The sequence below is a fragment of the Synergistes jonesii genome, from assembly GCF_000712295.1.
GTDB classification, from domain to species: domain Bacteria; phylum Synergistota; class Synergistia; order Synergistales; family Synergistaceae; genus Synergistes; species Synergistes jonesii.
This window is the reverse complement of record NZ_JMKI01000036.1, coordinates 51,394-66,329: the sequence shown is the minus strand read 5'-3', so window position 1 is coordinate 66,329 and position 14,936 is coordinate 51,394. Positions and strand designations below refer to the sequence as shown.

Genomic DNA, 14,936 nt, shown 5'->3' with positions numbered 1-14,936 from the left:
AATGGGCTTTCGCGAAGTCGGACTTTCAGAATCAGAATATAAAAGGATAACAGAACTGCTCGGACGCGAGCCGAACGCCCTTGAACTGGAGCTCGTCGGCGTAATGTGGTCGGAGCATTGCAGCTATAAATCGACGCGTCCGCTGCTGCGCACTTACCCGTCGAAGGGCAGATACGTGCTTCAGGGGCAGGGCGAGAACGCCGGCGTCGTAGATATGGGCGAGGGCTGGGGCTTCGCCTTCAAGGTCGAAAGCCACAACCATCCTTCGGCCGTCGCCCCGTTCCAGGGCGCGGCCACGGGAGTCGGCGGCATAATCCGCGACATCATCGCGATGGGCGCACGCCCCTCGGTCTCGATGGACGGCCTTTTCTTCGGCGACGCGAACCTCTGCAAGACGCGGAATCTCGCCAAGGGCATAGTCGAGGGCATCGGCGCCTACGGCAACGCGGTAGGCGTCCCCGTAGTCGGCGGCAAAACGTTTTATTCGCCGGCCTATAATGACAATCCGCTGGTGAACGCCTTCAGCGCCGGCTTCGTGCGTCTCGACAAGATGGCGAGCTCTCAGACCGCGAAGCCAGGAGACTGCGCGGTGCTGCTCGGCTCCAAGACCGGGCGCGACGGGATAGCCGGCGCCTCCTTCGCGTCGCGCGAGCTCGACGAGGATGCAAGGGCGAGCAAGCCGCAAATACAGATAGGCGACCCCTTCGAAGAAAAGCTCCTCATAGAGTGCTGCTTAGAGCTGCTCGACAAAAATATGATCGCTTCGATGCAGGACATGGGCGCCGCTGGGATACTCTCCTCGTCGAGCGAGATAGCGCACAAGAGCGGCTGCGGCATCGACATATTCGTAGAAAAGATTCCTCTGCGCGAAGCCGACATGCTTTCATGGGAAATATTCCTCTCCGAATCGCAGGAAAGGATGCTTCTGATAGTAGAAAAAGAAAAGCTCGCGCCGGTTTTCGCTACGGCGAAACATTACGGTCTCGACTGCGCGGCGGTCGGCGAAATGACGGAGGGCAAGCGCTACCGCGTCTACAGGAACGGCGCGCTCGAAGCCGACCTGCCGACGTCGATACTCGGCAGCGCGCCGGAGCTCTCCTGGCCCGCCGAAGAGCCGAAGGACATGCCGGAACGCCGTGCGATAGACCTTTCGACGCTCGCGTCGGAGGATCCGGCAAAGGAGCTCACAACAATGCTCTCATGCCCGAACGGGCGCAGGAAGGACGCGATCTGGGAGCAGTATGACTCTATGGTGCAGCTTCACACGATAGCGGGGCCCGGCGAGCCGGCCGCCGTAGTCGAAGTTCCAAAGACGCGCCGCGCCTGCGTGCTGACGATGGAGGCCGAGCCTTACAAGTGTTGGACGGACCCGTACTGCGGAGCGGCCGAGACGATGGCGCTCGCGCTGCGCGGGCTGTGGCTGACGGGAGCCGATACGCTCGGCATGACGAACTGCCTCAACTTCGCGTCGCCCGAGCAGCCCGACAAATTCTACGAGCTCAAGGAGTGCGTCCGCGGACTTGCGGACAGCTGCCGCGCGCTCGACTGCCCCGTCGTCTCGGGCAACGTCAGCCTCTACAACGAAACGGCGTCGGGAAGGATATATCCGACGCCGCTCGTCGTCGCGGCCGGCCTCGTAATCGACAGAGAGAAGATAACGCGCTCCGGAAGGACAAAAGATGGCGACTATATCTATACGGTGGGAAAGATCGAAGGTTCCCTCTCGTCTTCGCGATACCAGAGCCGCAAAAGCGGAAAGCCTCTCGGCAAAACGGTCGAGCCGGACTTCGAAGCGGAGAAGAACTTCCGCGAGCGCGCAATAAAAACGGCTCGGGCGCAGGCCGCCGATTCGGGGCGCGTCATTGCCGGCGGCGGACTCGCGACGGCGCTTGCGAACGAAGCGATAGCCTCCGGCGTCGGCATGGAGATAACCCTCGCGCCGGAAAAATCCGTCGAATCGCTCCTCTTTTCCGAGGGCGGAGCGCGCGCCATCTACGCCGTCGCGCCGGAAAAGGCCGCGGAGTTCGAGAGGATTTGGCAAGGCTTCCCGCTTACGAAGGCGGGAAGGGCCGGCGGAAGGGGCTTCGCCTGGAAAGATATTTTGAACGTACCGCTTTCGGAGCTTGAAAAAGCCTTTTCGGGGGAAGAGTAATAAATGTGCGGAGTTTTCGGGGCGTACAGCGCAAGCGGCGCGCCTGTGCTTGAAGACGTATATCTGGGGCTCTCTGCGCTTCAGCATAGAGGGCAGCTTTCCGCGGGCGTGGCGTGGACTCAGGGAGGTTCGGTCCATATAAAGAAGGGGCTCGGCCTCGTCCACGAAGCCCTGCAACAGAACGAGCTCGCCGAGATAGAGGCGCACGCGGCGATAGGTCATGTGCGCTACGCGACGGCCGGCGGCACGGAGAGGGAAAACAGCCAGCCGCTCGGCGCCAATTACGCGCAAGGCCCCGTAGCGATAGCCCACAACGGCAACCTTACTAACGCGACTGCGCTTTCAAGCTATCTCGCGAACCGGGGCGCGATATTCCAGACGACCTGCGACACGGAGACGATAATACAGCTGATGGCGCACCAGCCCTCGACCGTGCAGCTCGAAGCGCTTGAAAACGCGCTGACGAAGATCACAGGCGCGTACAGCATAGCGGTCCTTTTTGAGGACTGTCTGATCGCGGCGCGCGACCCGTGGGGGTTCAGGCCCCTTGCGCTCGGCAGGCGCGGCGACGATTATTTCGTCGCCTCGGAGTCCTGCGCCTTCGAGATAATCGGCGCGGAATTCCTCCGCGACGTCGAAGCGGGAGAGATACTCGTGATCGACAGGCGCGGCGTCATTTCGCGCAGGCTCCCGATAACGGCGCAGCGCCTCCGCCACTGCTCCTTCGAATACGTTTATTTCGCGCGTCCGGACAGCGTGATAGACGGGCGTTCGGTATACGCGGCGAGAAAGAACCTCGGCGCCTGTCTCGCGCGCGGCGGGAAGTGCCCACAAAATTCGATAGTCGCGGGCATGCCGGACAGCGGGACCTTAGCGGCGCTCGGCCTCGCCCAGGAGGCGGGGGTGCCCTTCGAGGCCGGCGTCGTCCGCAACCGCTACGTCGGAAGGACCTTCATACAGCCGACGCAGCGCGTGCGCGAAGCCGGCGTGAAGATCAAGCTGAACCCGCAGCCCGGCATATTCGACGGCAAGGAAGCCGTCATCGTGGACGATTCCATCGTCCGCGGCACCACGGCCGGGCGCACGGTCTCGACGATACGCGGCGCCGGCGCGAAAAAGGTGCACATGCGCATCGCCTCCCCGCCTGTGCGCTATCCATGCTACTACGGCATAGACACGCCCAGCTCCGAGGAGCTGATCGCGGCTCAAAGCGACATCGAGGAGCTGCGCGTAAAGATAGGCGCGGACACATTGCGCTACATCAGCTGCGAAGAGCTCTGCGAATCGATAGGACTTCCGCGCGAGGAACTCTGCACCGCCTGCTTCGACGGCGGCTACCTCGACGAAGAAGAAAGCGGCGGACGGCTGGAAGTCTGACGGACGCAAAAGAGAAACGGAAATTATTTTCAAATACATAACGGAGGAATTGCAATGGAGCTCACAAAGAAGGATTTTATTTATGAAGGCAAAGCGAAAAGGCTTTACACAACTGAAGACCCAAAATATGTGATCGTCGAGTACAAGGACAGCTTCACAGCCTTCAACGGACAGAAAAAGGCGACGATGAGCGGCAAGGGCGTGCTCAACAACAACATATCGTCGAAGCTTTTCAAAATCCTCGCCGACGGCGGCGTAGAGTCGCACTTCGTCAAACAGCTCGACGACACCCACCAGCTCGTCAAGCGCGTCAAGATAGTCCCGCTCGAAGTGATCATCCGCAACATCACGACGGGCTCGCTCTGCAAGCGCCTCGGCGTCGCCGAAGGAATCAAGCTTCCGCGCCCGCTCTTCGAGCTGAGCTACAAGGACGACGCGCTCGGCGACCCCTTCATCATCGAGGACCACGCGCTGCTCTTCGGCTGGGCGACGAAGGAAGAGCTCGACAAGATCAAGGAAATTTCCTTCCGCGTGAACGAGATACTCAGGGATTATTTCGCAAAGAAGAGCGTGGTGCTCGTCGACTTCAAGCTCGAATTCGGCAAGGACGCCGACGGCAATCTGATGCTCGCCGATGAGATCTCCCCCGACACCTGCCGCTTCTGGGACAGCTCGACGGGAGACCATCTCGACAAGGACCGCTTCCGCAAAGACTTGGGCGACGTACTCGGAGCATACGAGGAAATCTGGAAGAGGATCTCGGAATAGCGCGATATGAGCGGAATCTTCGGCGCGTACAGCGCCGTTAAAAAAACGGTGCTCGAAGAGGTCTACCTAGGGCTTTACGCCCTTCAGCACAGAGGGCAGGAATCCGCCGGGATCTCCTGGATCCAGGATGGTAGCGTCGCATCCAAGCGCGGTCTCGGATTGCTGCACAATGCGATAGACCAGAAGCGGCTCGCCGACGGGGAGGCGTACAACGCGATAGGACATGTGCGCTACGTGCCGCTCGAGAGCTCCCGCCTTCAGAACGTACTGCCAATCAGCGCGAATTACGCGCGCGGCCCGATAGCCATAGCGCACGACGGGCTTATCACGAATCTCGCCGAGCTGACGCGCCAGCTCGAACAGCGCGGCGCGATATTCCAGTCTTCGACGAATTCAGAGGCCATACTGCATATGATGGCGCAGAAGTCCCATATGCAGCCGATAGACGCGCTCGTCGACGCGCTGCGCAGGATCGAGGGCTCCTATGCGCTCGCCGTGCTGCTGGAAAATTCCCTCGTCGCGGCGCGCGACCCTTACGGCTTCAAGCCCCTCGTCCTCGGCGAGCGCGAAGGCACTTACTACGTAGCTTCGGAGTCCTGCGCGCTCGACATAGTGGGAGCAACGCTGCTGCGCGACGTCGAGCCGGGTGAGATAGTCGTCGTCAACGGCAAAGGCGTCAAGAGCCTGCGCGTGCGCCCGGAGGAAAAATGCCGGCGCCTCATGCACTGCTCCTTCGAATATGTTTACACCGCGCGCCCGGACAGCATCATCGACGGGCGGTCGGTCTACGAGGCGAGAAAGGAGATGGGGCGGCGGCTTGCGCGGAAGTCTCCCTGTCCCGGCGCGGATCTCGTCGCGGGAATGCCGGACAGCGGCACCATCGCCGCTATAGGCTACGCCCAGGCGTCGAAAACGCCATTCGAGATGGCCGTCGTCCGCAACCGCTACGTCGGAAGGACCTTCATACAGCCGACGCAGAAGGTGCGCGAGCTCGGAGTCAAGATAAAGCTCAACCCTATCGAGGCGCTCTTCAAAGGCAAAAAGGCCGCGATCGTCGACGACTCCATCGTCCGCGGCACGACGGCCGAGCGCATCGTATCGATGATTCGCAGCTGCGGCGCGGAGGAGGTCCACCTCAGAATAGCTTCGCCGCCGGTGCTGCATCCCTGCCGCTACGGCATAGACACGCGCAAGGAGAACACGCTCGCCGCCGTAAGGATGACGCTCGACGAGCTGTGCAGAAAGGTCGGCGCGGATTCGCTCGATTACCTGTCGGAAGAAGATCTGACCGCCGCCGTCGGCCTGCCTGAGGAAAAGCTCTGCACAGCGTGCTTCAGCGGCAAATACCTTGAAGATGAGGAGAAATAAGCGATGGGCAAGCTGAGTTATGAAAAGTCCGGAGTCAGCATCTCGGGCGGCGACGCCTGGGTCGAAACGATAAAGGGGCTCCTCGCCAAGCGCCCCAAAGATAAAAACTGCTTAGGCGGCGTCGGCGGCTTCGCCGGGCTCTACAGAATCGGCGGCGGGCAGTGCCTCGCGGCGTGCTGCGACGGCGTCGGCACAAAGCTCGAACTCGCTAAGGCGACGGGGCTTTACAGAGGGCTCGGGCAGGACCTCGTCGCGATGAACGTCAACGACCTCGTGACCGTCGGCGCGCGCCCGCTCTTTTTCCTCGACTACGCGGCCTGCGGAAAGCTCAACGAAAGCATCCTCAAGGAAATCGTGCAGGGGGTCATAGACGCGTGCGGCGAAAGCCTCTGCACCCTGCTCGGCGGGGAGACGGCCGAGATGCCGGGCGTCTACGACAGCGACGGCTTCGACCTCGCCGGCTTCTCCGTCGGCATAGTTGAAGAAGAAAAAATAATCGACGGCAGCGGAATACAGGAGGGAGATCTGCTTATAGGGCTGCCCAGCAGCGGGATACACAGCAACGGCTACAGCCTCGTGCGCTCGGCGCTCGGAAAAGAGGGGCTGGACGTCGCGCTCGATTCCCTGCCGACAGGCTGGCAGGAAACGGTCGGCGAAGCGGTGATGCGCCCGACGAAGCTCTACGTGAAGGCGGCGCTTGCCGCGGCGTCCACCGGAAAGGTGCGCGGGATGGCGCACATCACCGGCGGCGGCATGCTCGGAAACGTCATCCGCGTGATACCCAAACATCTCGACGTAGCCGTGGACTTCCTCTCGTGGCGGCGTCCGGCGGTATTCGACCTTATTCAGAGCGCCGGCATCGAAGAAGAGGAAATGCGCCGCGTATTCAACCTCGGCATCGGCTTCGTCTTCATAGCGGCGCCCGACGACCTGAAAGAGATAGAAAAATCGCTCGAAGCGCTCGGCGAAGAGCCGGCCGTGATAGGAGAGGTGATAAAATGCACATCCCGCGCATAGCGATACTGATATCGGGCACGGGCACCAATATGGAAGCCCTTCTGAAGGCTACGATCACAGGAGAGCTGCCGGCGGAAGTCTCCTTCGTGGGCAGCGACAGGCTGGACGCGAAGGGGCTCGCGACGGCCGCCGCGCTCGGCGCTCAGACGCGCGTCTTCTTCTACAAGCGCGAGGGGCGCGAAGCCGCCGAAGAGGCGATAGCCAAAGCGATAGAGGAAACTCACAGCGATTGGATAGTGCTCGCCGGCTTCATGAAGGTGCTTTCGCCGAAATTCGTGCGCCGCTTCAAGGGGCGCATAATAAACATCCATCCGGCTCTGCTGCCCCTCTTCCCGGGCGCGCACGGCATTCGGGACGCCTGGAACGCCGGAGCCTGCGAGACAGGAGTGACGGTCCACCTCGTCGACGAAGAGGTCGACCACGGCCCGATACTCGCGCAGCGCAGCGTAAAACGCGAGCCGCACGACACGTTGGAAACGCTCGAAGCGAAGATTCACGCCGTCGAACACGTCATATACAAGGAGACTCTGAAAAAGTTCCTCGCAGAGCATCCTGTTTCAATAAATCAATGGGAGGAAAAGTCAATGGAAAAATTTGAGACAAGAAAGGCCCTTATCTCAGTATGGGATAAGACTGGCGTCGTCGAGCTCGCGAAGGGGCTCGCTGCCCACGGCTACGAGATCGTGTCAAGCTCGGGCACCGCGAAGCATCTCGAAGAAGGCGGCGTGAAGGTGACGGAAGTCGTCGACCTCACCGGAGTCCCTGCGATACTCGGAGGACGCGTCAAAACGCTGCATCCGACGATAATGGGCGGCATCCTCGCCCGCCGCGGGCTCGCCCAGGACGAAGCCGACCGCGAGAAGTTCGGCATACCCCTTATAGACGTCGTAGTCTGCACGCTTTATCCCTTCGAAGAGACCGCAAAGAGCGGCGCCGAGCTCGACAAGCTCATCGAAAAGATAGACATCGGCGGAGTTTCGCTCATCCGCGCCGCCGCGAAAAATTACTTCCACGTCGCGGTCGTCACGGAAACCGCCGATTACGCGCGCGTCCTCGACGAACTCGACAAAAAGCAGGAATTCACGCTGGAATTCAAGCAGGAGCTCGCGCTCAAAGCCTTCAAAAACACCGCGTCGTACGATTCGGTAATATACAGGGGACTCTGCCGCGAACTCGGCGTCGGCGAAGAGGTCATGGAAGAAAAAATCTTTCCGCTCCGCGTGGAGCAGAAGCTCCGCTACGGAGAAAACCCGCACCAGCGGGCCGGGCTCTTCCTGCCGCCGCTTGAGAAGCGCCCCTTCGAACAGCTCTCCGGCAAAGAGCTATCCTACAACAACCTGCTCGATTTAGACACCTTGCTGCGCGGCTGCTCCGTCTTCCAGGACATGTGCGCCTGCACGATAGTCAAGCACACGACGCCCTGCGGCGCGGCCTGCGGCGCGACGCCGCTCGAAGCGTTCGAAAAGGCCCTCGCCTGCGACCCCGTCTCCGCCTTCGGCGGCATCATAGGGATCACGCGCAAAGTAGACCTCGAAACGGCGAAGAAAATAACGGAGACCTTCTTTGAGATACTCGCCGCGCCGGACTTCGAAGAGGGAGTCGCCGAGTACATGAAAGAGAAGAAGCCGAACCTCCGCGTGCTGAAGCTCGTGCCGGGCTACGCGCCGACGCTGCAGTTCACCGGCAACCGCTGCGGTTTCCTCGTTCAGGAGGACAAGCTGCCCAAGCTGCCGCAGGAGACAGAAGGCAAATGGCACGGCACGCCGCGCCCCGATCTCTGGGAGGACATAATCTTCGCCTGGAAAACGGCGGCGATAACCAAGAGCAACGCGATCGTGCTCGTCAAAGACGGCGCCGCTGTGGGAATAGGCGGCGGCTTCACGAATCGCGTAGACGCGGCCGAATACGCCATCCGGCTCGCGAAAGACAAGGCGAAGGGCGCGGTGATGGCCTCCGACGCCTTCTTCCCCTTCCCCGATTCGATCGAGCTGGCCCACAGGGCGGGAGTCGTCGCGGTGATAGAGCCGGGAGGATCGATCAGAGACAGCCAGGTCTTCCAGAGGGCGGAAGAACTCGGGATCTCGCTTTTCGAGGGCGGAACGCGCACCTTCAGGCACTGAGCGGGAGGCACGGCTATGAAAGTAATGGTATTGGGCGGCGGCGGCAGAGAACACGCGGTCGTCCACGCCTTTTCAAAATCGAAAATAACGAGCGGGCTGCACTGCTGCCCAGGCAACCCGGGCATCGCTAAGCTTGCGGAGTGCCACGCGGGAGACCCTTGCGATCCGGCTGAAATGACCGGACTCTGCAAAAAGCTGGGCATAGAGCTGGCCTTCGTCGGACCGGAGGCGCCGCTCGTCGCCGGCACGGCCGACGCTCTGAGAGCCGCGGGAATTCTCGTTATGGGCCCGGGCGCTTCCGGCGCGCGCCTCGAGGGAAGCAAGGCTTTCTCAAAGCAGTTCATGAAGCGCCACCACATCCCCACCTCCGACTTCGACCTCTGCACGAACGTCGAGGAGTGCGAAGCTGCGCTCTCCAAGCGCCGCGCGCCCTTCGTAGTAAAGGCCGACGGCCTTGCGGCCGGCAAGGGGGCCTTCCTTCCCGAGACGTACGACGAAGCCCTTTCCATCTGCCGCATGATGCTTGAGGAGCAGAAGCTCGGCACGGCTGGAAAGTTGATCGTCGTAGAAGATTACGTTCCCGGAATGGAAATGACCGTGCTCGCCTTCACGGACGGCGGCTGCGTGCGCATACTCCCGTCGAGCCAGGACCACAAGCGCGCGCTCGACGGCGACAGGGGAAACAACACCGGCGGCATGGGCGCCTACTCGCCGGTGCCGTGGGTCGGCGACGAGCTCACTAAAAAAATCACCGACGAAATACTCACGCCGACCGTCGAAGGACTTAAAGAAGACAAAATCCCCTTCATCGGCGTCATCTACGCCGGCATAATGATCAAGCCAGACGGCTCGCTTTCGCTGCTCGAATACAACGTGAGGCTCGGCGACCCCGAGGCTCAGGTCGTGCTTCCGGCGTTCGGCGGAGATTTCGGCGAAGTCGTCGCGTCATGCGCAAAGGGGCAGTTAGCGAAAGCCGAATGGCCCGGCGCCGCGCGAGTGGCCTTGGGCGTCGTGATGGCTTCCGGCGGCTACCCCGGCGCCTTCGAGAAAGGCTTTGAGATAACGGGCGCGGACGAAGAGCTGGAAAACAGCTTCGTCTATCACGCCGGGACAAAGACGAACGCCGCAGGAAAGCTAGTGACGAACGGCGGGCGCGTGCTGACGGTAGTCGGCATCGCGGACGATCTGCGGACGGCGAGAGAGCGCGCCTACGCGAGAGTGAAAAAAATTCACTTCGACAAGTGCCACTACAGAAACGACATTGGAGATAAAACGCTAAAAAAGAAATAATAATCTATACATAAACCGCCCGGTATATCAAGGCCGCTCAGTCTGACGTCCCGGCCGGGACGTCAGACGCCCAGGGCGGCACTACCACGAATCAGAAGAAAGGAAAGAAAATGTCCACCAAAATCGGCATCATAATGGGCTCCGCGTCCGACATCCCCGTCGTTGAAAAGGGAACGCCGACGCTCGAAGAGCTGGGAATAGAATTTGAAGTCGCAATCGCCTCGGCGCACCGCACGCCGAAAGACGTAGAAAACTACGCAAAGGGCGCCAGCGCCCGCGGCATAAAGGCGCTCGTCGCAGTCGCCGGACTCTCGGCGGCGCTCCCCGGCGTCGTAGCGGCGGCGACCACGCTGCCGGTGATAGGAGTGCCGGTAAAGGGCGGCGCGATAGACGGCATGGACGCGCTGCTTTCGATAGCGCAGATGCCGCCGGGAGTGCCGGCCGCGTCGGTAGGGCTCAACGCGATGAAAAACGCCTGCCTGCTGGCCGCGCGCATCGTCGCAGCCTCCGACGACGAATTGACAACAAAGCTGGAGGCCTACGCGGCGAAAGAAGCGCAGAAAGTCCGCGACAGCCGCAAAAAACTTGAAAATCTCCCGGCCGCGCCCGCGGAAGCATACTAAAAAATCTATCGGCAAAACAGCGCTGGGCAGTTTTACACTTTTCTAAGCGGCACCTGGAGGCGCCAAAAAAGATTTTTTGGAGGGCATCACGTCCAATCTTTCCTAAAACGAAAACTATTATCACTGTGGCGGCTTTGCCTAAACGGACTAAAAAGCCGCCCCGAAGGGCGGCTGTGCTTATTTGTGCCAGTCTATACCATTTGGGGCGTATGCGACTGATCTATACCAAGCTTATTCTTCAACGCCTGCTGAAGCGCCTGTGAAAAATTGACCTGTTCCTTTTTCGCCATCTCGTCAAGCCATGCGGGAAGAGTTACTGTGCGATTTACGCTGCGTGTATCCCATGCCCTACGGAACTCTATCATATCTACAGCTACTAAAGTTTTTATAGAGTCGTTGTGCACTTCTATTGTTCTAATGTCGGACGGCTCGGGTATGGGCTGCCCGTCCTTCTCCATCCAATACAACACATTACCTAACGCCTCGCGCGCCTCTTCCAACGCATCGGCAAAATCATTACCGTCCGCAAAGCAATTATCAAGGTCTGGGAAAGACACGAGCACAGCGTCGTTGTCCTCGTGGTCGATGGTCAAGACTGCCGGGAACGCATACATGTCTTTTTTATTCATCTTCACATTCCTTCTCTTTTTTCTTTAGAGGCGGCGGAGGCCGCCTCATACCTATTTCAAACCTATTAGCTTATATATTTTATTTTTGGTTCCTTTTTTGGGGTTCGTCGGTAAATCAAATGGACGCTCCCCCTCTTTTCGACAAACCAAATGTCCTGTTTTGCCTTTAGATTCTATTATCCACCCCTGTTGGATAATAAATTCGATGATTTCATTCCGGTTATAATCTTTACCGGGTATAAATTCTTTTTTCATTATATTTATTACTAACCTCTTTTTTTAGAGGGTTTGCCTTACATGATCATTATAACAAATATTTTATATTTGTCAATCCTGTTTTTGATCTTTTTTGACAAATTACATAAAGTATATATTTTATTCGGCCAACTCAAAATTTTCTCTACCAAATACAAAGAAATAAGCAATATTCTTTATTGCTTCGTTCTTATAGTGCTGTTGTTGTATGCGATATTGAGCAGCATGCCGAAACATCATCGAAGAGTACGTCTTTCACGGCAGCGTCATCTTATCTGGCACCTCCGGTGATGCCGCGCGGCCTGTTCTTCTGTTTCATACGACAGCTGCGCATCTGGCTCCTTACTCATGACAGTGAGAAGATTTTGACACTTTTGCAGCTCGGTCTGCAGCTGCAGGACAGCGCCCGCTCACATACTTTTTTCAGGCGCTGCTGGTAATGTTCGTCCGCTACGATAGACATAATCGATCCGCCGGGAGTACCGGCCGCGCCCGCGGAAGCATACTAGACAAACCCCAGCCTTTTGTTTTTACAGCCATATTTCCCTAAAAATTGTCATAAAAAGCCCGGCGCGGCGGCTTTCTCACCTCTATTCCTGTACAGGAGGCAAAGCGCCATTTTCTTTCATCGGTTTTTTCTTTTTCTTGTCGTGAATGATCATTCCGGACAATATAACTGCGCCCAATGCGAAGAAGCAGAGCCCGAGACGGAAGCCCGGAACGTGGTACTCCAGCTCTATTTTATGGTCGCCCGCCTCTAGAGGCAGCGCCATGAAGAGGGAGTTTGCCTTTAAGAGCTCTGTTTTCTTGCCATCCACCTTAGCGTGCCAGCCTTTGCTGTAGGGAATCGAGAGGCAGAGGATTTTGTTTTTCTTCAGGCTTATAGTGCCGGAGACCTTATCGTTGCCCACGTAAATATTTTCCAGCACATCCTCGCGCAACTTGTTTATTTGCGCTGGGTAGTTGTCCATTGGCTGGGCGTAGACTTGGATGTCATCGAGTTTAAAGGTGCCTTTTACTGGCCAGGTTATTGAACATGTCTCCTCCGATGATTTTGTTGACGTGCAAAGTTTTACGAGGAAATTTTCACGTCCGTGATATTGCGAAAAAGTATTTTGCGCAATGAAAAAGGTTTTTTTGATTTTTGAGTATTCAACAATAACATTAAAAAAGTTTGGCGAGACTCTTTCGTGATTTACATTTAACCCCTGTATCCGTAAATACATTTCCGCATTTGCTATGACAGGGAAAGATAGCGTTATAACGGCATTTTTTTTATTAATCCTGAGAACACCGTCATCCCACTCCACTCCATCCATATTTGTTATATTACATGGTACGCTTACTTCTGAGAACTTAAGATTCCTGCTTTTGCCAAATCCGTGTGGCGATATCTCTAAAACCACAGTTTGAAGCAGTGTCTCCTGCTTATCAAGCGCAGAAAGACGTTTATAATCTTCTTGTGTTATATAGTTTGAGTATGTATATCCGATCGGCAGGAAATAATTATTTTCAAAGACAGAATACGAGAGAAAATTGTTTTCGTCTTCTGCTATTCTTATAAAACCGTATGGGACAAGCGCTTCTTTGCCTCTGGGAGCGATAAAGTATTTTACGCTTGCAAGCGTATCTAAGGCCGCTCTTTCATTAAATCCTTGAATCCGATAAAAATGCCACGCGCCGATATTTTCCAAGGCAAATTGTGAATCGGCGTATACAGGAGGCAAAAGGCTTGTGTATCCGGTGAGCCCATATTGTTTAACGAGATTATAAGAGAAGAGAGGATATACGTTAGTTGCATCACTCCGAAAAAAGCTATAAGAGTATGGAATTTCTATTTCATCTAACATATTGATGGATAGTTCATTGAAAACAATATAAGCTCTGTCCTTAGGGCCAAATGTCTTTAAATAATTAACATAATCAGTTGAATACAAGAAGTAGATATTCATCAAAGCGAAAAAACCAGTCATACAGAAAAGGAGAACCCTTCTATACGTTAAGTTGTATCTTTTTAATAGAGAAAATAACAGTACCATAGACAGCATCGCAATGCTGGCATAAAAAGCATACATATTAACTCTTTTTATTACAAACACATACGATATCAATACAAATAGAGCATATGCCCCTGTAGCTATAATGCAAAGTTTTTTATCTTCATCGCGCCATTTTGCTATTCTGTGGAACATGAGAGTAAACGCATACGCCAGTACGAAAGGTAAAATAAACATCCACCGATCCGTTACATATTTCCCTGCATTAAAAAAGTAACCAACCATCGGAGAAACAAGTCCCAAGAAGGAGAATAATATAAATAGCTTTAATCCCCTATCCCCTTTTTTCTTAAATAAACAAACTAATGCAAAAATACAAACCGGAATCATTGATGTACGCCCCCACATTCCACCAGGAGCAAAAAGATAAGTGATACAGTCAAAAACAAAGTATTTATTAAATAACAAAAGGCCTCCACTGGGTACAATATCTAAATTTCTCGGACTTTCCAAAAATTTAAACACTACAGGGAAGAGAAATGGGGCGACAAGCATTACAGCGGTAAGAAAGCCGACAGAGCATTTAAAAAGAATAGAGCAAAAATGTTTGAATCGCTTCTCTTTATATATATCAAAAAAACGAAATACCCCACATATAAACGTCATTATTATCATCATACACGCAAAAACAAAATTGATGAGGAATGCCAGAACCACCATTGCTATAAATAGGACGGGCTTTTCTCCATGCAACACCTTCTCAAGCGCTAAGAACATCAGCGGCAACAATATCATCGGTACTATAAAAAGGAAATGCTTAAGAAAGTAAAAAAGAGCGAAACCAGAGAATACATATGCAATTGCGCCACAGGCAGAAGCAAGTACATCCATCTTTTTATATGAGCAAAAAAACAAAAATGACACGCCAGACAGATACATGTGTAAAAAGCATATTAGCCAATAAAGCTTTTCCGTATGCTCAATGGAGAAAAATGGCGCCGTAAAGAGTATAATGGGGTTTAGCAACCCTACCCACATATAAATGAAAACGTCGTCGCCAAGGCCTATGCGAAAATCGTAAACGGGAAAAGATAACGATTTGTTTAAGAAAATGTTTTGTAAAACAGACCGCACGTACCTGCCTATGTACGCAATCCTGCTGAAATATGTAAGGCCGTCGACCTCAAATTGAAAAGGACCTTTGCCGGCGCTATAGAACAATAAGTAAGTAAACGACATCAGAAGCAAAAACAATAAGCTATAGACAGAGAAAGCCCTCTTCATGTTAAATTCATCGGCCTCTCCAAAATATTTTTCGATGATCCTGTACATCTTATCCC

General features: G+C 55.4%; 11 protein-coding genes. 8 read left to right on the top strand and 3 right to left on the bottom strand.

Translation table 11 applies throughout. The features are described from left to right. Position 1: 1 nt before the first annotated feature. The 8 genes from purL to purE all read left to right on the top strand — a co-directional run bounded on the left by purL (position 2) and on the right by purE (position 10,715). Positions 2 to 2,152, top strand: a complete 2,151-nt coding sequence (purL, locus tag EH55_RS08310; RefSeq protein ID WP_037976676.1) for a phosphoribosylformylglycinamidine synthase subunit PurL — start codon at positions 2 to 4, stop codon at positions 2,150 to 2,152. A gap of 3 nt (positions 2,153 to 2,155) precedes the next feature. Continuing rightward, positions 2,156 to 3,529 carry an amidophosphoribosyltransferase gene (purF, locus tag EH55_RS08305; protein ID WP_037976673.1) on the top strand — a complete coding sequence of 458 codons (1,374 nt, stop codon included), beginning with the start codon at positions 2,156 to 2,158 and terminating at the stop codon, positions 3,527 to 3,529. Between the two features lie 54 nt (positions 3,530 to 3,583). Further along, positions 3,584 to 4,297 carry a phosphoribosylaminoimidazolesuccinocarboxamide synthase gene (gene purC, locus EH55_RS08300; protein ID WP_037976671.1) on the top strand — a complete coding sequence of 238 codons (714 nt, stop codon included), beginning with the start codon at positions 3,584 to 3,586 and terminating at the stop codon, positions 4,295 to 4,297. Positions 4,298 to 4,303: 6 nt separating this feature from the next. Continuing rightward, on the top strand, positions 4,304 to 5,665 hold the full coding sequence (purF, locus tag EH55_RS08295; RefSeq protein WP_037976668.1) for an amidophosphoribosyltransferase: 1,362 nt from the start codon (positions 4,304 to 4,306) through the stop codon (positions 5,663 to 5,665). Between the two features lie 3 nt (positions 5,666 to 5,668). Continuing rightward, positions 5,669 to 6,682 (top strand): phosphoribosylformylglycinamidine cyclo-ligase, encoded by a 1,014-nt coding sequence (gene purM / locus EH55_RS08290; RefSeq protein WP_037976666.1) that lies wholly within the window; start codon positions 5,669 to 5,671, stop codon positions 6,680 to 6,682. Then, positions 6,664 to 8,802 carry a bifunctional phosphoribosylaminoimidazolecarboxamide formyltransferase/IMP cyclohydrolase gene (gene purH, locus EH55_RS08280; RefSeq protein WP_081839509.1) on the top strand — a complete coding sequence of 713 codons (2,139 nt, stop codon included), beginning with the start codon at positions 6,664 to 6,666 and terminating at the stop codon, positions 8,800 to 8,802. The genes purM and purH overlap by 19 nt, the downstream gene beginning before the upstream one ends. Before the next feature lie 15 nt (positions 8,803 to 8,817). After that, on the top strand, positions 8,818 to 10,092 hold the full coding sequence (gene purD, locus EH55_RS08275; RefSeq protein WP_037976663.1) for a phosphoribosylamine--glycine ligase: 1,275 nt from the start codon (positions 8,818 to 8,820) through the stop codon (positions 10,090 to 10,092). A gap of 110 nt (positions 10,093 to 10,202) precedes the next feature. After that, on the top strand, positions 10,203 to 10,715 hold the full coding sequence (gene purE, locus EH55_RS08270) for a 5-(carboxyamino)imidazole ribonucleotide mutase (RefSeq protein ID WP_037976661.1): 513 nt from the start codon (positions 10,203 to 10,205) through the stop codon (positions 10,713 to 10,715). Between the two features lie 191 nt (positions 10,716 to 10,906). Here purE and EH55_RS08265 read toward each other — a convergent pair whose 3' ends face one another. From EH55_RS08265 to EH55_RS08250, 3 genes are all read right to left on the bottom strand, one after another. Next, positions 10,907 to 11,344: a type II toxin-antitoxin system HicB family antitoxin gene (locus tag EH55_RS08265; RefSeq protein WP_037976659.1), complete on the bottom strand. Its 438-nt coding sequence runs from the start codon at positions 11,342 to 11,344 to the stop codon at positions 10,907 to 10,909. 51 nt (positions 11,345 to 11,395) lie between these two features. Further along, on the bottom strand, positions 11,396 to 11,599 hold the full coding sequence (locus tag EH55_RS08260; protein ID WP_037976657.1) for a hypothetical protein: 204 nt from the start codon (positions 11,597 to 11,599) through the stop codon (positions 11,396 to 11,398). A 590-nt stretch (positions 11,600 to 12,189) separates the two neighbouring features. Then, positions 12,190 to 14,928: a YfhO family protein gene (locus EH55_RS08250; protein WP_037976654.1), complete on the bottom strand. Its 2,739-nt coding sequence runs from the start codon at positions 14,926 to 14,928 to the stop codon at positions 12,190 to 12,192. Positions 14,929 to 14,936 lie beyond the last annotated feature (8 nt).